The 20,724-nt window shown below is 68.0% G+C and carries 15 protein-coding genes and 1 pseudogene; 8 read left to right on the plus strand and 8 right to left on the minus strand.

What is annotated here, in order from left to right:
• Positions 1–49: 49 nt before the first annotated feature.
• Positions 50–2,866: a preprotein translocase subunit SecA gene (gene secA / locus B079_RS0130960; RefSeq protein WP_018549746.1), complete on the minus strand. Its 2,817-nt coding sequence runs from the start codon at positions 2,864–2,866 to the stop codon at positions 50–52.
• 255 nt (positions 2,867–3,121) lie between these two features.
• Between secA and B079_RS34530 the strand changes: the two are divergent.
• Positions 3,122–3,710, plus strand: a pseudogene (locus B079_RS34530) (GNAT family N-acetyltransferase).
• Positions 3,711–3,769: 59 nt separating this feature from the next.
• Complete coding sequence (locus tag B079_RS0130965) at positions 3,770–4,945, plus strand: winged helix-turn-helix domain-containing protein (RefSeq protein ID WP_026249243.1); 1,176 nt, start codon at positions 3,770–3,772, stop codon at positions 4,943–4,945.
• Between the two features lie 27 nt (positions 4,946–4,972).
• On the opposite strand, the gene B079_RS0130970 is transcribed toward B079_RS0130965, so the two are convergent.
• The 6 genes from B079_RS0130970 to mtrA form a co-directional block, all read right to left on the minus strand.
• The gene (locus B079_RS0130970) at positions 4,973–5,719 is read right to left on the minus strand and encodes a response regulator (protein WP_018549748.1); all 747 of its coding nucleotides are present in this window, start codon (positions 5,717–5,719) and stop codon (positions 4,973–4,975) included.
• Between the two features lie 203 nt (positions 5,720–5,922).
• Entirely contained in the window at positions 5,923–6,618 is a 696-nt protein-coding gene (hpf, locus tag B079_RS0130975; RefSeq protein WP_106432419.1) for a ribosome hibernation-promoting factor, HPF/YfiA family, read from the minus strand.
• A gap of 315 nt (positions 6,619–6,933) precedes the next feature.
• Complete coding sequence (locus B079_RS34535) at positions 6,934–7,836, minus strand: ComF family protein (protein ID WP_026249245.1); 903 nt, start codon at positions 7,834–7,836, stop codon at positions 6,934–6,936.
• 201 nt (positions 7,837–8,037) lie between these two features.
• Positions 8,038–9,867 carry an LpqB family beta-propeller domain-containing protein gene (locus B079_RS0130985; RefSeq protein WP_018549750.1) on the minus strand — a complete coding sequence of 610 codons (1,830 nt, stop codon included), beginning with the start codon at positions 9,865–9,867 and terminating at the stop codon, positions 8,038–8,040.
• Positions 9,868–11,904, minus strand: coding sequence for an MtrAB system histidine kinase MtrB (mtrB, locus tag B079_RS0130990; RefSeq protein WP_078496146.1), 2,037 nt, complete (start codon positions 11,902–11,904; stop codon positions 9,868–9,870). It lies immediately after the preceding gene.
• A 1-nt stretch (position 11,905) separates the two neighbouring features.
• The gene (mtrA, locus tag B079_RS0130995; protein WP_190045392.1) at positions 11,906–12,595 is read right to left on the minus strand and encodes a two-component system response regulator MtrA; all 690 of its coding nucleotides are present in this window, start codon (positions 12,593–12,595) and stop codon (positions 11,906–11,908) included.
• Positions 12,596–12,818: 223 nt separating this feature from the next.
• On the opposite strand from mtrA, the gene B079_RS35405 reads away from it, so the two are divergent.
• Together B079_RS35405 and B079_RS0131000 are read left to right on the plus strand one after the other, a co-directional pair.
• A complete protein-coding gene (locus B079_RS35405; RefSeq protein WP_018549753.1) occupies positions 12,819–13,406 on the plus strand; it encodes a hypothetical protein in 588 nt (195 codons plus the stop codon).
• Positions 13,407–13,802: 396 nt separating this feature from the next.
• Positions 13,803–14,303: an ArsR/SmtB family transcription factor gene (locus tag B079_RS0131000; RefSeq protein ID WP_026249246.1), complete on the plus strand. Its 501-nt coding sequence runs from the start codon at positions 13,803–13,805 to the stop codon at positions 14,301–14,303.
• Positions 14,304–14,306: 3 nt separating this feature from the next.
• On the opposite strand, the gene B079_RS0131005 is transcribed toward B079_RS0131000, so the two are convergent.
• Positions 14,307–15,575 (minus strand): MFS transporter, encoded by a 1,269-nt coding sequence (locus B079_RS0131005; RefSeq protein ID WP_018549755.1) that lies wholly within the window; start codon positions 15,573–15,575, stop codon positions 14,307–14,309.
• 647 nt (positions 15,576–16,222) lie between these two features.
• Here B079_RS0131005 and B079_RS34540 point away from each other — a divergent pair.
• From B079_RS34540 to B079_RS0131025, 4 genes are all read left to right on the plus strand, one after another.
• Positions 16,223–16,957 (plus strand): AfsR/SARP family transcriptional regulator, encoded by a 735-nt coding sequence (locus B079_RS34540; RefSeq protein WP_234016907.1) that lies wholly within the window; start codon positions 16,223–16,225, stop codon positions 16,955–16,957.
• Positions 16,958–17,274: 317 nt separating this feature from the next.
• Positions 17,275–18,327, plus strand: a complete 1,053-nt coding sequence (locus tag B079_RS0131015) for a cytochrome P450 (protein ID WP_158685075.1) — start codon at positions 17,275–17,277, stop codon at positions 18,325–18,327.
• Between the two features lie 14 nt (positions 18,328–18,341).
• Entirely contained in the window at positions 18,342–19,508 is a 1,167-nt protein-coding gene (locus B079_RS0131020; RefSeq protein ID WP_018549758.1) for a cytochrome P450, read from the plus strand.
• 27 nt (positions 19,509–19,535) lie between these two features.
• Entirely contained in the window at positions 19,536–20,519 is a 984-nt protein-coding gene (locus tag B079_RS0131025) for an aldo/keto reductase (protein WP_018549759.1), read from the plus strand.
• Positions 20,520–20,724 lie beyond the last annotated feature (205 nt).

The raw sequence follows: 20,724 nt of genomic DNA on the forward strand, positions 1-20,724 counted from the left end.
GAGTCAGCCACTCAGACCCACCACGGGCAAGCCCGCCGCACGGCGCCCGTCACTTCTTGCGACGCCCCCGCGCCTTCGCCTGCTTGCGCCGCTCCGCGCGCGTGAGGCCGTCGGCCTCGGAGCGCACCGGCTCGTCGTCCTCCAGGTCGCGCTCGACCACGCCGCCCTCACCGTCCACGGTGGGCGCGGAGAAGTGCAGTTCGCGCCGCTGCGGCACGTCCAGCCCCTTGGCCCGGATCTCCGGACGGGCACCCGCGGGAACCTGCGCGGGCACGATGTCCTGCACGCCCCCGGCGACCGGCTCGGCGGCCTGGACCTCGACCTCCTCGACCTGCTGCTCGACCTGGACCTCCAGGTTGAACAGGTAGCCGACGGACTCCTCCTTGATGCCCTCCATCATGGCGGTGAACATGTCGAAGCCCTCGCGCTGGTACTCCACCAGCGGGTCCTTCTGCGCCATCGCACGCAGGCCGATGCCCTCCTGGAGGTAGTCCATCTCGTAGAGGTGCTCGCGCCACTTGCGGTCCAGGACCGAAAGCACGACCCGCCGCTCCAGCTCACGCATGATCTCGGAGCCGAGCTGCTCCTCGCGCGCCGCGTACTGCGCGTGGATGTCGTCCTTGATGGACTCGGAGATGAACTCGGCGGTCAGACCGGCCCGGTCGCCCGCGGCCTCCTCCAGCTCCTCGATGGTGACCTTCACCGGGTAGAGCTGCCGGAAGGCGCCCCACAGCCGGTCCAGGTCCCAGTCCTCGGGGAAGCCGTCGGCGGTCTCGGCGGCGACGTACGCGTCGATCGTGTCGTCCATGAAGTGCTGCACCTGCTCCTGCAGGTCCTCGCCCTCCAGGACGCGGCGGCGCTCGCCGTAGATGACCTCGCGCTGCCGGTTCAGCACCTCGTCGTACTTCAGGACGTTCTTACGGGTCTCGAAGTTCTGCTGCTCGACCTGCGACTGCGCGGACGCGATCGCGCGGGTCACCATCTTGTTCTCGATCGGCACGTCGTCCGGGACGTTCGCCATCGCCATGACGCGCTCGACCATGGCGGCCTTGAACAGGCGCATCAGGTCGTCACCGAGGGAGAGGTAGAACCGGGACTCGCCCGGGTCGCCCTGACGGCCGGAACGACCGCGCAGCTGGTTGTCGATACGGCGCGACTCGTGCCGCTCGGTGCCGAGCACATAGAGGCCGCCGCTGCGCTCGACCTCCTCCTTCTCGGCCTTGACCGCCTGCTCGGCGCGGGCCAGCGCGGCGGGCAGCGCTGCCGCCCACTCCTCGATGTGCTCCTCGGGGTCCAGACCGATCTGGCGCAGCTCCGCCTCGGCCAGGTCCTCGGGGTTGCCGCCGAGCTTGATGTCCGTACCACGGCCTGCCATGTTCGTGGCGACCGTGACGGCGCCCTTGCGGCCCGCCTGGGCGACGATCGACGCCTCACGCTCATGGTGCTTGGCGTTCAGCACCTCGTGCTGGATGCCGCGCTTGCTGAGCTGCTGGGAGAGGTACTCCGACTTCTCGACGGAGGTGGTGCCGACGAGGATCGGCTGGCCCTTCTCGTGCTTCTCGGCGATGTCGTCGACGACCGCCTCGAACTTGGCCACCTCGGTGCGGTAGATCAGGTCGGACTGGTCCTTGCGGACGAGCGCGCGGTTGGTCGGGATGGGGACCACGCCGAGCTTGTAGATCTGGTGGAACTCGGCGGCCTCGGTCATCGCCGTACCGGTCATGCCGGAGAGCTTGTTGTAGAGGCGGAAGAAGTTCTGCAGGGTGATCGTGGCGAGGGTCTGGTTCTCGTCCTTGATGTCCACCCCTTCCTTCGCCTCGATCGCCTGGTGCATGCCCTCGTTGTAGCGGCGGCCGGCGAGGATACGGCCGGTGTGCTCGTCGACGATCATGACCTCGCCGTCGATGACGACGTAGTCCTTGTCCTTCTTGAACAGTTCCTTGGCCTTGATGGCGTTGTTCAAGTAGCCGACGAGAGGCGTGTTCACCGACTCGTAGAGGTTGTCGATGCCCAGCCAGTCCTCCACCTTGGAGACGCCGGACTCGTGGATGGCGACGGTGCGCTTCTTCTCGTCGACGTCGTAGTCGCCGGTCTCCTCGACGCCCTTGAGCGGGTTGCCGGGCTCGCCGCGCTTGAGGCGGGTGACCAGCTTCGCGAAGTCGCCGTACCACTTGGTGGCCTGGTCGGCCGGGCCGGAGATGATCAGCGGCGTACGCGCCTCGTCGATGAGGATGGAGTCCACCTCGTCGACGATGGCGAAGTTGTGGCCGCGCTGCACCAGCTCGTCCTGCGCCCACGCCATGTTGTCGCGCAGGTAGTCGAAGCCGAACTCGTTGTTCGTGCCGTAGGTGATGTCGCACGCGTACTGCTCGCGGCGCTGGGCCGGGGTCATGTTGGCGAGGATGCAGCCGACCTCCAGACCCAGGAAGCGGTGGACGCGGCCCATCATCTCGGAGTCGCGCTCGGCCAGATAGTCATTGACCGTGATGAGGTGGACGCCGTCTCCGGAGAGCGCGTTCAGATAAGCGGGCAGGGTGCCGACGAGGGTCTTGCCCTCACCGGTCTTCATCTCGGCCACGTAACCGAGGTGGAGCGCGGCGCCGCCCATCATCTGGACGTCGTAGTGCCGCTGGCCGAGGACGCGCTTGGCGGCCTCGCGGACGGTGGCGAACGCCTCGGGGAGCAGGTCGTCCAGGCTCTCACCGTCGGCGTACCGCTGCTTGTACTCGTCGGTGAGGGCCCGCAGCTCGGCGTCGGAGAGGTCCACGAAGTCCTCTTCGATGGAGTTGACCTGGTCCGCGATGCGGTGCAGCTTGCGCAGGATCTTGCCTTCGCCTGCACGCATGATCTTCGAGAGGACGGACACGGGGGGTGGTCTCCTTGCCGGTCGGGCCTGGGACGGTCTGTTTTCCATGTGACTTGCTGAGCAACGGCCATCGTATGCGAGGACCCCGGCGCGCCGGGAGGGCCTGGCGACCCGGTGCGCGCCTCACTGTGGACAACGGACGAGCGCGGAGGATAGTGCCGCGCCTGATCGGGGATTTACGCGAATCGTGACCCCGCGCTCACGCAGCGCGAAAAGCCGTGGCGGCACGGGTGCGACGCCGCGCAGAATCGGGCGATGGACCCCGTCATCCTGACCACCGACCGCCTCCGGATGCGCGCCCTCGGCCCGGCCGATGCCGAGGCGGTGTACGCCGCCGCCCAGGACCCCGCGTCCCAGCGCTGGATCTCGTCCTTTCCCTCTCCTTACCTGCGCGAGCACGCCGACGCGTTCATCGACGGCGTGGTGGCCCGCGGCTGGGCGGACGACTCGGAGTACCACTTCGGCCTGTTCCTGCCCGACGGCGCGCTGGCGGGCGTGCTGGGTGTCATGCGGCGCGGCCTTGGCGCCGCCGAGGTCGGCTTCTGGGCCACCCGCGAGCACCGCGGCCGGGGTTACATGACGGAGGCCGTGCTCGCGGCGGCCCGCTGGGCCTTCACCGAGCTGTCCGTGGACCGCCTGGAGTGGCGCGCCGAGGTCGGCAACCGGCCCTCCCGCGCGGTGGCCGAACGCGTCGGCTTCACCATGGAGGGCACGCTGCGCGCGGCCCGTCGAACACCGGGGCGTCCGACGCGACTCGTGGGTCGGCTCGCTGCTCCCCTCCGACCTCGGCCTGACCCCGGCCGCCCCGTATCTGGCCGCGCCCGATCCCGCTGTGACCACCTGACCTGCGGGAACCTCCGGCCGATCGGCCACTGTCAGTGCCACCCTCTATCGTCGGCGACCATGACGACCCTGCCGCGCCCCGCCACCATCCTCACCGCGGACGACGCCCGCCGTATCGCCCTGCGGGCCCAGGGACTGCTGGGAGCGCCCGACCGGCGGGCGGGGGTGCGCGGGGTGCTGCGGCATCTGGGTGCGGTCCAGCTCGACACCATCTCGGTGCTCGCCCGCTCCCATGAACTGGTGCCCTACGCCCGTCTCGGCGCCGTCGGCCGCCAGGCCGTGGAGTCGGCCTACTGGCAGGACACCCGCGCCTTCGAGTACTGGTCGCACGCCGCCTGTGTGCTGCCCGTCGAGGAGTGGCCGCACTTCGCCTTCCGCCGCCGCGCCTACCGCTCCCGCCCGCACTGGAACCACCAGCTGCCCGAGGGCACCTACGAGCAGGTGATCAAGCAGCTCCAGTCCGAAGGCCCGCTCACGGCCACCGAGTTGGGCGGTGCCAAGCGCACCAGCGAGTGGTGGGACTGGTCCGGCACCAAGGTCGCCGTCGAACGCGCCCTGATGTACGGCGAGGTGGTGTGCGTCGAGCGGCGCGGCTGGAAGCGGGTGTACGACCTCGCCGAGCGCGCCATCCCGGACGCCCTGCTGCACGACGACATGGACGACGCCGAGTGCCTGCGCCGTCTGGTCCGGCTGGCCGGTGAGTCGCTGGGGGTGGGCACGCGCGCGGACATCGCGGACTACCACCGGCTCAAGGGTGAGCAGGTGGAGGCGGTGATCGCCGACTCGGGTCTGGTGCCGGTCGAGGTCGAGGGCTGGGCCAAGCCCGCCTGGGCGGACCCGGCGGCCCTCGCCACCGCGCCGCGCGGCCGTCACCGCACGACGCTGCTCTCCCCGTTCGACTCACTGATCTGGGAACGGGCCCGCACGGAGCGCCTGTTCGGCTTCACCCACCGCCTGGAGGCGTACGTCCCCAAGCAGAAGCGGGTGCACGGCTACTTCGCTATGCCGGTGCTCTCCGGCGGGCGGCTGGTCGGCCGGGTGGACCCGGCGCGCGAGGGGCGCACGCTGGTGGCCCGGCAGGTCACGCTGGACGGCCCGAAGGCGGTGGTGGCGGTCGCCGACGCGCTGATCGAAGCGGCGAGCTGGGTGGGCTGCACGGATGTGCGCGTGGAGCGCGTGACGGAGCCCGAACTGCGGGCGCCGCTGGCCGCCGTACTGGCCCGCGCGCTGGCCTGAGCCCGGGCGGGCGTCGCCGGTCCGGGGTCAGCGGATCTCGAGGATCTTCTCCCGCATCGCGTAGACCACGGCCTCCATCCTGGAGTGCAGCTGAAGCTTCTCCAGGATGTTGCGCACGTGGTTCTTCACGGTGTTCTCGGAGATGAACAACTCCTTGGCGATGTCCCGGTTGTTCATCCCCGTGGCGACCAGCTTGAGGACTTCCAGTTCCCGGTCGGTCAGCCGGGGCGCTGGCACCAGACGGCGCTCGTCGGTGCGCTGGATCATCGACTTGAACTCGGTGAGCAGCTTGGATGCCATGGACGGGCTGATCTGCGACTGCCCGTCGGCCACCGCGCGAATGGCCGTGGCCACCTCGTCGGTGGAGATCTCCTTGAGGAGGTAGCCGGTCGCGCCCGCCTTGATCGCGTCGTAGAGGTCGGCCTCCTCGTCACTGATCGTCAGCATGATGATCTTGGCGCTGGGGGCGACCTCCTTGATGGAGGTGCAGGCCTCGATCCCGCCGCGCCGGGGCATCCGCACGTCCATCAGCACGATGTCCGGCAGCAGGTCGGCCGCCTTGTCCACCGCCTCGGCCCCGTCGCCCGCCTCGCCGACGACCTGGATGTCCTCCTCGGCGGCGAGCACGATCTCCAGGCCCCGGCGGAAGAGGGCGTGGTCGTCCACGACCAGCACTCTGATCGGCTCCGCGCGTGGGGCGCCGGCTTCCGGCTCCCGACCGGGGTCGCCGTGATCGGCGTCCGGGTCACGCATGGGTCCGAAGGTGTCCGCCATCGTTCCTCCCCCTGAAGGCCGTGGCCTGTGGTCCTGTGCCATCGCCAACCCAAGGCAGCGGCCCACTGGTTGGGCCGGTGCGGTCATGATTTCATGCCCGGGCGCCGCCACGGTGCCGTGCGGGGCGTGAAGTGGTCGCACACCGGTGCCCCTGGGGGCGCACGCGCGCTCCAGGGGCACCCGTTCCGCTTCGCCGGGCCGGATCAGCCGCCCAGCGTGCCACCCGCCGCGGGCGGCTGCACCTCGGCCACCATCGGGTCCGTGCTGAGGTGGATGACGCCGTAGTCGTAGGCGTGTCGCCGGTAGACGACGCTCGGCTCCTTGGTCTCGGAGTCGACGAACAGATAGAAGTCGTGGCCGACCAGTTCCATCTCGTAGAGAGCCTGGTCAAGGGTCATCGGAGAGGCGACATGCGTCTTCTCGCGGACGACGAGGGGGCCGTCGCCCGTGACCTCCAGCGAGCCGATCTTCTTGGTCGGCACCCCGCCGTCGGACTCGGGGGGCGGAACCGGAACTCCGTCCGGGTAGAGCGTCGCCACGCCCGGGACAACGTCGGGCACCTCGGCCGCCGGGATGCGTCGTGCGCCCCGGCGCACGACTCGCTTGTCGTGCTGCTTGCGCAGCCTTGCCTCCAGCTTCTCCGCGGCCATGTCGAGGGCCGCGTACGGGTCGCTGGCGGACGCTTCCGCCCTGATCACCGGACCGCGGGAGCGGAGCGTGATCTCCACTCGGTCACAGCGGTCGGCCTGGCGGGGGTTCGGTTCCTTGGACACCTCGACGTCGAGGCTCATCACCTTGCCGTCGAGCTTCTGGATCTTCTCCAGCTTCAGCTTCTCGGCCACGTGCTTGCGGAACCGCTCGGGCACCTCGGTCTTGCGGCCCTTGACGACGATGTCCACGCAGAACTCCGTTCCCGGATCGCCCCGCGTCAGCGGCGGAGCATCTCCCTTTTGCACCAGGTCCCGGTGGGCCCCGGAACCTTCGGACTCGGTGACGTCCACCTCCTCCTCCCCCGTGGGCGAGAGCTCCATCCCGCCGGCGCGGGTGATTGCGGAAATCACGCTGCGCGGCATTCGGATATGCGAGGTCTGGCCTGCGCCTTTCCTCACAACCGAACATATCTCGCCCGGACGTATGTCGTCACCCTCTACTGCGGCGTACCTCCGTTCAGGTGAATTTCCGCTCTTGCTACCTGCAACGACGCAGGTAGGAGGTCAGTTCCTGGCTATTTCGAAAGAATCCGGAGGCGCGGCGATCACCGCCGCCCGGAGTGCCACTCCGGTGGCCTTCGGTGCCGTCAATTCCGGTGCACCCTGCACCGGGTTTCCGCTCTCCGATCGTGCCCCTGTCTCTCGTTTCCACCTTCCTTCCCGAGTTCCGCCGGGGTACACGGCCGTTCTCTCCCCGCGATGCGAACCGGACGCCGCCCGCAGGGCCCGCGCCGCCTCCGCGAGGGTCGCCCCCGTCGTCATCAGGTCGTCCACGAGCACGACCCGTCCCGCGTCGAGCAGCCGCGCCCCACCCGCCGTCACCGCCAGGGCACCGGCCAGGTTCGCCCGGCGCTCCCGTGCGTCCAGCCCCGCCTGGTCGAGCACCGGCCGCCGCTGCCGCAGCACGGCCGCCACCCGGGCCGGGGTGCCCCCGCGCCGCAGCCGCCCGGCGGCGACGAGGGCCATCCGCCGCACCGGATCGTGCCCCCGCGCCCGCACGGCCGCCCGCGTGGAGGGCAGCGGCACGAGGATCACCGGACCCGGCGGTGGTCGTCGCGCCCCGTGCGGTGGCCCGGGGTGCGGCACTCCGAGCCACCCCTGTCCGGAACCCGGCGGCCCGAGTCCCGCGCGCACGGCCTCCGCCAGGGCCGTACCCAGGGCTCCCGTGAGCGCCAGCGCGCCTCGTTCCTTGTGCGCGAGGAGAAGCGACCGCACCTCCCGGGCGTACGGCGCCACCGCGTGCACCATCGGCAGCCCCGGCGGCTCGGGCGAGGGCCGCACCCGGCGCGGTGCCACACCGCCCAGCGCTCTTCGGCACCGTGGGCACAGCACCGTGCGCGGCGCCTCGCAGCCCTCACAATCGGCCGGAAGCACCAGGTCCGTGAGGTCCCGCCACCATCCCCGCATGGCTCCACTGTGCCGAGGCTCCGGCCTCCCGGCCACCCCTGTGGACAAGGCCCTGTGGACAACGGACGCACCGGTCCGACGGCCCTCACTCACACGAGTGGAAGGGGGCAGGGGAAACCCCGGCAACGCCCGGACTCCCCAACGGAGAACGGCCCGGACCCCCAAGGGAATCCAGGCCGCCTCACCCCCGTCGAACCACCCTCACCCCGGATAGACCGGCGCCGTCCCGTCCTTGTCCACCTTCTGCCACTGCGCCCCCGACGGCAGCCGGACGATCCCGTCCTCCGAGGAGGCGACCAGCGGTACCCGTTCGTCCTCGGCGGCGGCGATCGCCGTCACCCGGGACAGCGCGGCGGGCGCCGGGCCCTCCAGCGTGGAGCCGTCGACCTGGACGTACCGCATCTGGTGCACACCGCCCTGCTCGCGGCCGACCACGACCAGTCGGCTGTCACCGGCCCAGGCCAGCGCCGTGACCAGCTCCATGTCGGGTGCGGCCGGGCGCGGATGGACGACCGCCGGGGCGTCGCCCGCGTCGTCCTCGCGCTCGATCCGGCCGATGAGCAGCGACTGTTTGTCGTCCTTCGAGGCCACGACCAGCGCGACCCGCACCCCGTCGGCGGCCACCCGCACGTCCGTGATCCGGCCGCGCACCTTGGGCAGGCTCACGGTCACCGGCTTCCCGGTGCCGCCCTGCTCCACGACGTAGAGCTGCGGCTTGGCCGGGTTCAGGTCGGCCACCCACAGGTCGCCGCGCGCGTCCCAGCTCGGCTGGGTCAGCCGCTCGCCCTCGGCGGCCCCCAGGCTGGTGACCACGGGTTCCCCGAGCGTGCCCGCAGCGGCCAGCGGCGTGACGTAGAGCGCCCGGCTGTCGGCCGAGACCCCGGCCACCGTGTGCTCGTCCCGTGAGACGGCCACCGAGTGCAGCTCCTTGGTGCCCTCGCCGAGCACGCCCGGCACCGGTGTCGCACTGGTCCCGCCCGCCCCGGTCGGCATCCGCACCAGCCGGTGCTTACCGTCGAGGAAGTAGAGGTACTGCGGGCTCTGCGCCGAGGCACGCCAGGCGACGGAGTCCACCCGGTCCTCCCCCAGATCGCACAGCCGCCGCTCGCCGGGCCCCTCCAGCTCGACCGTCTCCAGCGTCGGCGCCAGGTTCCGCAGGGTGAACAGCAGCTGGGTGGCCATCTCGCGGCAGCGGGCCCTGCCGACCTGCGTCGCCTTCGCGTTCAGCGGCACCACCAGCCGGTTCTGGTCGTCGGGCGTCAGCCCCGACACCCCGCGCTGCAGCGCCGTACCGGTCGGGAAGCTCGACCTGACCACCGGCTCGAGCCAGTCGGTCGGGCCCTGCAGCAGCGAGCGCACCATCTCGGTCATCGGGTCGACCTTGCTGCGCACGAACACCGGGTCGGCGACCGCGACCGGCCGCCCGTTCGACCCGGCCCGGGTGTGGGTCGCGAAGTAGTACTTATCGACCGACGTGTAGTTGCGCTGGAAGTCGGACTTGCCCATGACCACGCCCGTGGGCGGCGCGTCGATGCGCCACTGGCCGCTCTTGGGGTCCTTCGACAGATGCACCTTGGTGCGGTAGGCACCCGCCGCGGGCTGGTACGCGTGGTCGCCGTCGACCGAGGCGACCTTGCGGCCCTCCAGGACGTAGGTGTCCTGCCGGCGCCCGGACCCCTCCGGCGCGGCCTGCATGACGCTCGGGCCGTCGGCGAGGACGGTCGCCCGCTCCGGCCGCCAGACGCGCGCGGCAGCGGTCGTCAGATACTTGCGGGCCGTGTCGTACTGCGGATCGTCGCTGGTCAGGGCCTCCAGGAAGCCCTGCATGATCTCGTTGGACGTCGCACCCTGGGCGGGCGGCACCGCGAAGACCCGCACCCCGGTGTCCTGCCGGGGCGTGGACTCGACGTTGCGCAGATCACCGCTGTCGGGCATCGAGGCGCATCCGGACAGCAGCACGGCCCCGCACACGGCGTACGCCACCGCGCGTCCCGGTCGGCGCCGGGCGCCCCCCTCGCGGTCAGCGAGCACTCACTGCCTCCCCTGGCTCGTCGGGTCCTGCTGTGCGACCGCCCCCGGACGGCCGTCGTCCGCCTCGGGCGCCGGGCCCGGAGCGCTGTCGTCGGTGCGCCGGGCGCCGTTCGCGGGCCGGGGTACCACCCGGGCGCCGTTGCCGTTGCCGGGCAGCGCGGTCGGGTCGGCCGTGGCGACGGCCTGGCGCGGCGGCAGCGGGGCCCGCTGTGCCTCGGTCGCCTGCGCGGGCACGGTGGCCCGCTTCTGCGCCGCGCGCTCGCGACCGGTCTCCCGGTTGCGGCGCGAGTCCTTCGGTTCGAGCGGGATCGGTGAACCCCGCAGCGGCTCGTCGGCGGTCCGGGGCAGCGTCAGGCGGAACTGCGAGCCGCCGCCGGGCTCGCCCCACGCCTGGAGCCAGCCGCCGTGCAGCCGGGCGTCCTCCAGCGCGATGGACAGGCCGAGGCCGGTGCCACCGGTGGTACGCGCGCGTGCCGGGTCCGCACGCCAGAAGCGGCTGAAGACGCGGGTGGCCTCGCCGGGCTTGAGCCCGACGCCGTAGTCGCGCACCGCGACGGCGACCGCGCCGCCCGCCGCGGCCAGCTTGACCACCACGTCCTTGCCCTCACCGTGCTCGACGGCATTGACGACCAGGTTGCGCAGCACCCGCTCGACGCGCCGGGCGTCCGCCTCGGCCACGACAGGCTGCTGGTCGCCGACGACGCGTATCCGCGTGCCCTTGCGCTCGGCCAGCGGCTCGGCGCCGCCGACCACCCGCCGTACGACCTCGCGCAGATCGATCGGCTCGGCCTCCAGGGCCGCCGCGCCCGCGTCGAAGCGGCTGATCTCCAGCAGGTCCGCGAGCAGCGACTCGAAACGGTCCAGCTGGTCGGCGAGCAGCTCGGCGGAGCGCGCGGTCACCGGATCGAAGTCCTCGCGCGCCTCATGGATGACGTCGGCGGCCATGCGCACGGTGGTCAGCGGGGTACGCAGCTCGTGCGAGACGTCGGAGACGAACCGCCGCTGCATCCGCGAAAGGTCCTCCAGCTGCTGGATCTTGAGCTGAAGGTTCTGCGCCATCTTGTTGAAGGCTTCACCGAGGCGCGCGATGTCGTCCTCGCCGGTGACCTTCATACGTTCCTGGAGCCGCCCGGCGGACAGCCGCTCCGCGACCCCGGCGGCCATCCGCACAGGAGTGACGACCTGCCGTACGACGAGCCAGGCGATGGCTCCGAGCAGGACGACGACGAAGAGCCCGGCGGTCGCGAGGGTGCCCTTGACCAGGCTGAGGGACTTCTCCTCCTGCGTGAGCGGGAAGAGGTAGTACAGCTCGTAGGGGTGGCTGTTCGGGTCGTTGACCTGCTTGCCGATGACCAGCGCGGGCTGGGACTCCTTGCCGTTGCTGTAGACGATGCGGGTGTAGCTCTGCGCGGCGGTCGTACTGCCGTTGACCCGCTCGCGCAGGGCCGCGGGCACGCTGTCGGTCGGGCTGACGTACCCCGAACCGCGCGGGCTGCGGCCACCGCCGCTGTCGTCGCCGACGGGCAGGGTCACCACGTCGAAGGCGCCCGCGCCGCCGCTGGACAGCGACTCCACGAGGTCGCTCATCCACTGGATGACGTTCTGCGAGGGCTGTCCGTCGGTGCCGACGATGTCGCCGCCGGTACCGGTGCCGGTGGCGCCCGCGGCGGCCTCGTCGGCCTGCTGCCGGGCCACGGCGAAGCCGCCGGTGGCCTGGCTCTGGGATGCCTTCACCTTCGCGTCCAGCAGGCCGTTGCGCACCTGCCCGATGACGACGAAGCCGAGCAGCAGGACGACGCCCAGCGACATCAGCAGGGTCGTGGCGACGACCCGGAGCTGGATGTTGCGCCGCCACAGCCGCATGACGGGCAGCAGCGGGCGGCGCACCCAGCGCAGGAAGAGGCGCACGAACGGGCTGCGCTGGAGCCCGCCGCGCAACAGGCGCGCACGGCGCGAAGCGGTGGTGCTCCGGGCGGCCGGGCGCCCCGGACGGGCGCCGGACCGGCCGGGAGCCGAAGCGGCGCTGTCCCCGGACATGTCAGCTCGGTCCGGCCTTGTAACCGACGCCGCGTACGGTCACCACGATCTCGGGGCGCTCCGGGTCCTTCTCGACCTTGGAACGCAGCCGCTGCACATGGACGTTGACCAGACGGGTGTCGGCGGCGTGCCGGTAGCCCCACACCTGCTCCAGGAGCACCTCACGGGTGAACACCTGCCAGGGCTTGCGCGCGAGTGCGACCAGCAGGTCGAACTCCAGCGGGGTCAGCGCGATCGACTGCCCGTTGCGCTTCACGGAGTGCCCGGCCACGTCGATCACCAGGTCACCGATGGTGAGCTGCTCCGGCGCCGGCTCCTCCGACCTCCGCAGCCTGGCCCGGATCCGGGCCACCAGCTCCTTCGGCTTGAACGGCTTGACGATGTAGTCGTCGGCACCGGACTCCAGGCCCACGACCACATCGACGGTGTCGCTCTTCGCCGTGAGCATGACGATGGGCACCCCGGACTCCGCCCGGATCAGCCGGCACACCTCGATGCCGTCCCGCCCGGGAAGCATCAGATCCAGCAGCACCAGATCCGGCTTCGACTCCCGGAAAGCGGCCAGCGCCTTGTCCCCGTCGGCTACGAAAGACGGCTCAAAACCTTCACCACGCAGCACAATGCCGAGCATCTCGGCCAGTGCGGTGTCGTCGTCGACGACAAGGACTCGTCCCTTCATAAACGACATCATCCCATTCTCGTAACGACGACAGAGGCGCAGGTGAGGCAGCTCACTGGCCTGTGACGATAGTCGTACCGAGGGGTCACTGTCTGCCCCTGTCCGCCGACGTTGATGTCAGCCAAGGATGTCAGGCGGTCGGGTAGCAACTAACCGCCTGTGCACCCTGCCTGCATGATGAGGCGGCTGCGCCTCGGGATGCTGCATCAACCACTCACAGAGCGCTCGGGAGACCGTGAAACCTTACGCAATCGCCCTGATCGCCGTCGCAGGCACGCTATTGGGAAGCCTCGTTGGCTACGCGCTGCAACGTCTCCAATCCCAAGAGCAACGTCGATGGCAAACATCGGACCTGGCTCGCCAGGAGACGCTGGCGCTCATCCAGTCGACCTCTGCCACATTTGACCAGCGAGAGGCCATGCTGTGGCAAGAACGGCGGCAGCTCTACATACGCTTTCTCGCAGTGATCGACGACTGGGAGCGCATCCTCCGGGACCTCTGCGGCCAAGGCGGAATGCCGAACCACCCTGACATCCAGACTTCAGAGGATGTCCGCCTTGCGTCACCCATCGCGGCAGCACACTTGGATGCTTCTCGCCTCTTCTCCAAGTGCGACGTCGAAATGACCATGCTCGCTGGCACCCCAGTGTTGTCCGCACTGGGCGACCTTCGGACTCGCATGTACGACGCTGCCCGATCAGCCTTAACCGGGGATAACAAGTTGTCCGAGCTGGCTGCACAACGAGGACGCCTAGTGCAGGCCATGCGGCATGAAATGACCACGTCTTTCGTAGGAGATCGTCACGCGCCTCGCGACAGCTGAGGCTCGCATCAGCACCTACCACTCACCCAATCCCATCCCGTCTGCCGTCGGCCCACCCACCGTGGAGCGGGCGTGGTCCCTGGCGTCCAGGTGTAGCGCGCCGCTCTCGGGATGAGCGGCCACATCAGGCACGTGCCCCATGTGCACAAGCTCTGCCCTTCACTCCAGCCGATCACGACCGTGGTTACCTCTCGACTGACCGCGCAATACATCGATGTCCAACACCGACGCAAGCAGCCCGCACCCGTGTGACCAGAAGGCATATGTGGGGTCTACGCCAGTAAGGCCAGTCTGTAGACGGTGGTGTACTCGGTCGATCCTCGAAGGCCAGCAACGTGCCGCGGCCGTCGTCGCACGCCTACCCCGGGGTGACAGCACAACCTTTACGCTCGGGACATGGCTAATCAGCGTCGGGACGCCGCCGAGGTGCGGGCGAGCGCCCTCGCGTCGGGGGTGCGGTTGCGCATCATCCGGCTCACGCGCACGCAGGCTATGACGAACAAGGAGCTGGCCGAGCGGCTGGACAGGGATCCGGCGACCACGCTTCACCACGTACGCAAACTGGTGGACGCGGGCTTCCTGGAGCCACAGGCCCCGCGCCGGGGGAACCGGGGCGCCAAGGAGATTCCCTATCGCTCCAAGGGTCTGCCCTGGGCCCGCGGCCCCGAGAACGAAGGCGCCATCGCCGAGGCGATGTTGGCAGCCTTTCTCTCCGAGGCGGGCGAACTCGACATGAAGGACGTTCACCAGGCCCGCTTCGTACTGGACCTCACCCCGGAGCGGCGAGCGGAGTACGAACGGCGGCTGGAGGAACTCTTCGAGGAGTTCGACCATGACGCCCCCACACCGGACACCGAGCGGACGGCGGTGTACATCGCCGTCTACCCGAGCCTGTGAGGCTCAGGTACGGGCAAGGGCTTCCCCCTCCTGAACCATTGGAAACTCCCGCAGGGTGCGCAGCGGGGACAGCAGGAGTGGCAGGGGAGTCAGGGCAAGCACGGAACACGCGACCCACAGCGTGGTCCGGACGCCGATCCAGCTCCCGAGGGCACCGCCCAGCAGGCCGCCCACGGGCATCGCACCCCACGTGATGAAGCGTACGGTGGCGTTGACCCGCCCCAGCAGCCGGTCAGGGCAAATGGCCTGCCGATAGCTGACGTTGACGACGTTGAAGACCGTGGTGCCGTACGCCCTCAGCGCGAGACCGAGTACACAGAGGACGGTCAGCCAGCCTGGCTCGGCAAGGGGCACGACCAGCGCCAGGGGCGAAATAACCAGCGGAATCAGCCAGACGGCACGGACAGGACCGATCCACTTAGCGCAGCGACCGGCACTGAGCGCCCCCACCAGCCCGCCCACACTGCTCAACGCCAGAACCATCCCGACCGCACCCGGCGTCAGACCGAGATCCCGGGTGAGGAAGAGGATCTGCATCGAGACCAGAACCGTGACCGCCAGATTGGAGAGCGCGGTGGAAAGAGTGATGGCCCGCAAAGACGTCTCTCCGAGTACGAACTTCAGCCCTTCTTTCACCAGTGCGCCCACCCGACCCCCACCACGCCCCACAGGCCTGGGTTCCGCAGTCCGGATACGGAGCAGCAGGAGGCCGGAGAGCAGATAGCTGATGGCCGTCGTGAGGGCGGCACTCGCCGCCCCCACCAACTGCGCGAGCCCGCCCCCGACACCAGGGCCGACGACCTCGGCAGCGGAAAGACTCGACTGGAGCCGGGTGTTGCCCTCCATGAGCTGACCGCGCCCGACCAGGGACGGCAGATAGGACTGATAGGCCACATCGAACAGCACCGTAGCCACACTCACGAGCAGAGCCACCCCGATGAGCTGCACAAACGTCAGCGCCTCAGCCCAGGCGGCGATCGGGACACTGACCAGCAACACCGCCCGCCCGAGATCGGCCGCCACCATCACCGGTTTCCGCCGCACCCGGTCCACCAACACCCCGGCAGGCAACCCGACCAGCAAAAACGCCGCCGTCCCCGCCGCCGTCAACACCCCCATCTCCCACGCCGACGCCCCCAACACCGTCACCGCCAGCAACGGCAGCACCGTCTGCCCCACATACGTCCCGAACTGCCCAACCGTCTGCCCCGCCCACAACCGACGGAACTCCTGATGCCACCAGAGAGAGTCTCGACGCATGGCGGCCAGCATGACCAAGCGATTGGAAATCGGCAATCACTTGCGCGAAACCCGCCGTGGGCAACTTCGTTGAGCGCACACCGTGCATCGCGCGTCACCCCGAAGACACCCCGAGGACTCCAGTGATGCCATCCGGTCATCTCGGCGACCCCGCTCACCAACCTTCACCGGAGAACAACGGACCGGCCCGCTACCTGCTTCGACACCATTCGGTCCCCCTTCCTTGCGATCGAGAGCTTCCGTCACCAGGGTCAGATTCACCCACCGCATAAGCAGTGATGACACCTCCACTCGTTGCACGTCAGTGGAATATTTACCCACCACCGACCCGGCGAGATACGAGGATCAGACCAATGGCCTGAATGCACCCTTCTGCCACTGCATACACCTCGCACCCCACAGGCACCCTTGCCACAAGGTAACGGATGACCGATAGTAAAACCGCGCCAATCCACCCCAATATCGCCGTAATTTTGCGAAACCGGAAGATATGACTCGGATCTCGCTTCGCAAAATTCTGTGACTGGATCGAGGTAGCAGGAGTGACAGAAGTTCGGAGTTCTGATCGCATCCGGATCGACATGCTGGGGTCACTCCGGCTGACAACAGGCACAGATTCCCGCCACTCTGCTCGACTCACCGCACCAAAACCACGCCAGATGATCGCCTTGCTCGCCCTGCAGTCGAACCGAACGGTTCCTCTTGCTGCGATGTCCCGGGAACTATGGGGCGAACGGCCACCGGTGAGCATGCGGACCGCACTCCAAACCTATATCGTCCAGCTTCGCAAGTTCCTGGCCCGCATTCTTGGATGGTCAACAAAAGTAGTGGCAGAAAGGATCCTGGTAACCAAGCAGGACGGCTATCAGTTCAATGTGGAGCGCGGAGATCTGGACGTTCATGAATTTGAACGTCTCGCGTCCGCAGGCAACAGGGCACTGAGTCAGGGAGACGACAGGCTGGCCGAACGGCTACTGACTGCGTCATTAGATATTTGGCGAGGGCAACCGCTGGCGGACATACAGGCAGGTCCACTCCTCGAACCGGCCGTGACGTACCTGGAAGAGAGTCGACTTACGGTCCTGCAGCAACGCGTCGAGGTCAAATTCCGTCTCGGCCTCCACCACGAGCTGCCTGCGGAACTCGCAGTCCTGGTATCGGAATACCCGACCAACGAGCTATTCCACGCCCAGTACATGCTCGCACTTTACCGATGCGGGCGGTGCGCCGAAGCACTGGACGCCTACCAACGGCTGCGGGAGTTTCTTGTAGAGGAGCTCGGAATTGACCCTTCGCTGAAGGTTCAACGATTACATCGCGCCATGCTCGACGCGGACTCGACGCTCGATGGAACGGCGGGTTTCATGGCATGTACAGCTGTCCAACCAGGGTGAAGACAGCTGATTTGGCTACTCTTTGACCGCTCCTTGATCGGGGGCTGCAAGTATCAACGAGCGCTTGAAGCACGTTTCACAAGCGCGATGAGAAAGAACCCAAACGAAAGGAGCTCATCATGCGTTACGCATACTGATCCTCCGGTCGGGGGTGCCGATCACATTGGCACCCCCGACAGTCACGTCGCGGCCACAGCAGACCCTTCCGAACGGGGTACGTGATGGATTATGACCCACTGAGCCCAGCCGCAATCAACGATCCGTACCCGATATATTCGAAGCTGCGGGAGTCTTCTCCAGTATTTTGGAGTAGGCGCTTGAATTCCTGGGTGTTAACGCGATATCGCGATTGCCTGCCACTCCTCACCGATGCGGAGACTTTCGCCAGCGACTGGACGAGGGCCGGGCATGAGGAATCAGGATCGGCTGCCAGCCTTCAGGAACTGGATCCTCCGGAGCACACGCCCATTCGACGACTGTTCACAGTGGCCATACGCAACCAGCAGCTCGACCGGATCGGCTCCAACGTCCGTGACCTGGCCGACTCGATCATCAGTCGTCGGTCGAGAAGCTCCGTCAGCTTTGACTTCACAGCCGAAGTGGCCCGCCCTGCCGCACTTCTCGGCGTGTGCGAACTGCTAGGGATCGAAAAGCCGCCAGTACACAGCTTCGCTGCTCTGGCGGACGCGATGACTCGGGGAATGGACGCAGGACTGCTTCCTGAGGTGCTCGCACCGGCACTCGCGGCGCGGACGGAGCTGAATCGCCGGATCGCCGACTGGTTCGATGCCTGTGACGACCAGGGGTTGCTCAGCGAAGTACTGACCGGAGCGCAGAACGCGGGAATACCGCGGGAAGCCGTCTGGAATAGCGCGCGGGTACTCTTCCTGGCCGGGTTCAGTACAGCTGTGGGCGCTGCGGCCAACGCCGTGCTGGCTTTGGCAACCCACCCCGACGCGTTCGAGGAGCTGCGTGGGTCCGATGCCCTACGGAGCGGGGTGGACGAATTCATGCGCTTCGACGGCCCGGTCCAGGGTACGACCAGAGCCTGCGTGCATGAGACACAGATCGGCGATGTCACGATCACGCGGGGCGACCTGGTCACGGCCCTGCTGGGTTCGGCGAATCGCGACCCGGAGATGTTCAAGAATCCGGACGAACTCGTCCTGACCAGAGAACCAAATCGGCATCTGGCCCTTGGCTGGGGGATTCACGGATGCTCGGGAGCCATTCTCGCACGGATCATGATCCGTGCGCTCTTGGAAAGTTTGATACAGAACCGGGGGCGTCTATCTCTCGCGGAACCCCCCGAGAGGCTTCCTCGGGCCACTCTTCGCTATCCAGACCGGCTTCCGCTGTCCTTTCGCTGATTGGAGACGCGGCTGTGAAAGAACTCCTCGTCCACTACGACCCGCTGGCCCCCGAAACCATTCATGACCCGTACCCCACTTACAAGGCGATGAGGGAGCTGGGGGCCCCGTGTTGGAACGAGATCATGAAGTGCTGGGTCGTTACCTCTTACGATGGATGCAAGCGCGTCCTCAGCGACTATGAGAACTTCGCGGCAGATTGGCGCCGTGGCGGAGAGTCCATGCCGGAGAACGCTTTGAGCGTGCATTCGCTTGACCCGCCCGACAGTACCGTGATCTATCGGGAGTTGGCGGCCACACTGCGCCAGGTAATCGCACCGGACCTCTCCCACAGGTTACGGCAGGCCATCTCTGACAGGCTGCGCACGCTGGCCGGCCCACCGGTCGACCTGGTATCTGACTTCACCGAACCTCTTGCCTGCTGGTTCCTTTCCGAGGTTCTTGAGGTTCCGTCGCTCGACACGCCGGAGATCCGGTCCATGGGCGGGGCCATCCACCGCGCTATGGACGCCGGTCTCGTGCCCGAGGCGTTCCAGCCTGGACGGGACGCGCACCGGAAACTTGCCGCTCTCATCGAGGCATGGGTCGCCTCGATGACCCCTCAGCAGCCGCTGCGAACCCTCGTGGACAGGGCGGCCGTCGAGGGCCTGGAAGGCGCCATGACCCTGAATTCGGTAAGGACATTGATCGCGAACGCGTTCACTTCCCTGCCCGCGTCACTGGGCACCATCGTGCACGGGTTCGCACGTGACCCCGGGCTCTTGGCAGGCACGGTGAACGAGAAGCGGCTAGACATGGCGGTTCACGAATTCCTCCGACACGAGTCGCCCTCCCAGGGCACGACTCGTCTCTGTGTGGCAGACACCGTTCTGTCAGGAGCGAAGATCCGCCGTGGCGAGGACGTGCTGGTACTGGTCTCCGCCGGGAACCGTGATCCGGCGAAGTTCGACGACCCTGATCAGCTCAGGCCGGAGCGCTGGCCCAACCAGCACATCGCGTTCGGTCACGGCCCGCACAGCTGTTCCGCCGCGATGCTCTCCCGTGTCCTGCTGCGGGAATTGGTGGCCGTACTCGCCGACGGCAGCATATCGATCCGGCTCACTGGTCCGGTCACCTACAAGCCAGCGGCGACCATTCGGATGCGGGCCACGCTGCCGGCTGTGGTAACGCCTGCATCGTGAACGAGACTGGGAGCGAGGAGAACAACCATGTCCAGTCAGCCGATGCGGTCGCTGGGAATAAGTGACATGAAGATCACCCGCATCGGACTCGGAGGTGCGGGGTGGGACGCATGCGATGACAAGCAGGTCGTCGACACCATTCATCACGCTGTCGACAACGGTATCAACTGGATCGATACAGCAGCGGTATACGGCCGGGGCCGCTCGGAGAGGCTGGTGGCCAAGGCGCTGGCAGCCCTCCCAGAAAGCGATCGCCCCTATGTGTTCACCAAGTGTGGACACATCTGGGACGAGACGGGGACATCCGCGGATTTGCGAAAGGTCGGAACGCCATCGAACATCCGGCGCGAGGTTGATGACTCCCTGCGCCGACTGGGTGTGGAGCGAATCGATCTCTATCAGATGCATTGCCCTCCGGAGGACGGAACACCGCTGGCCGCTTATTGGGAAGCACTGCTCGAATTGAAGCGCACGGGCAAGGTCAATGCGGTCGGCCTGTCGAACCATCGTGCCACCCAGCTCGCCGAGGCCGAGTCGATCGGGCATGTGGACTCACTGCAACCGCCGTTCTCCGCAATCAGGCGCGACGCGGCACACGCCGACATTCCGTGGTGTGCGGACCACGGCACGGGTGTGCTCGCCTACAGTCCCATGCAGGCCGGTCTCCTGACCGGAAGTTTCACCCGCGCCCGTGCCGAGACACTAGGCAACGACGACTGGCGATCGGCCGTCGCTGATTTTCAGGCCCCGAAACTGCAGCGCAATCTCGCCCTCGCCGACTCGTTGCGCCCCATAGCGCGACGGCATCACGTCGGCGTGCCGTCCGTGGCCATCGCGTGGACGCTGAGCTGGCCCGGTGTAACGGGGGCGATCGTGGGAGGTCGGCGTCCCGAGCAAGTGGACGGCTGGCTCTCCGCCCTGCATCTGGACCTGACACTGCAGGACCTGACGGAGATAGCCGCTGCCATAAAAAGTACGGGAGCGGGCACCGGCCCCTTGCACCCCCGCTGAGGCTCGTCTTTAGGCACAGCGGTCGTCAAACCTGTCAGGGCGGGAGCAGCGCGCACGAAGGCCTCGCCGCTCCCGCCCAAGAACTCCTTGACGCTCCCGGTCTGGCCTACGTGGTCGGGCAGCCCAACGGCCGCGCCGCGATCCACGAAGATCTGTCGCAATGCGGCTCACCGAGGCATCTCTGTCTGCTCCGTCCCACGATGCG

The sequence above is a fragment of the Streptomyces sp. LaPpAH-108 genome (assembly GCF_000373625.1).
Classification (GTDB): domain Bacteria; phylum Actinomycetota; class Actinomycetes; order Streptomycetales; family Streptomycetaceae; genus Streptomyces.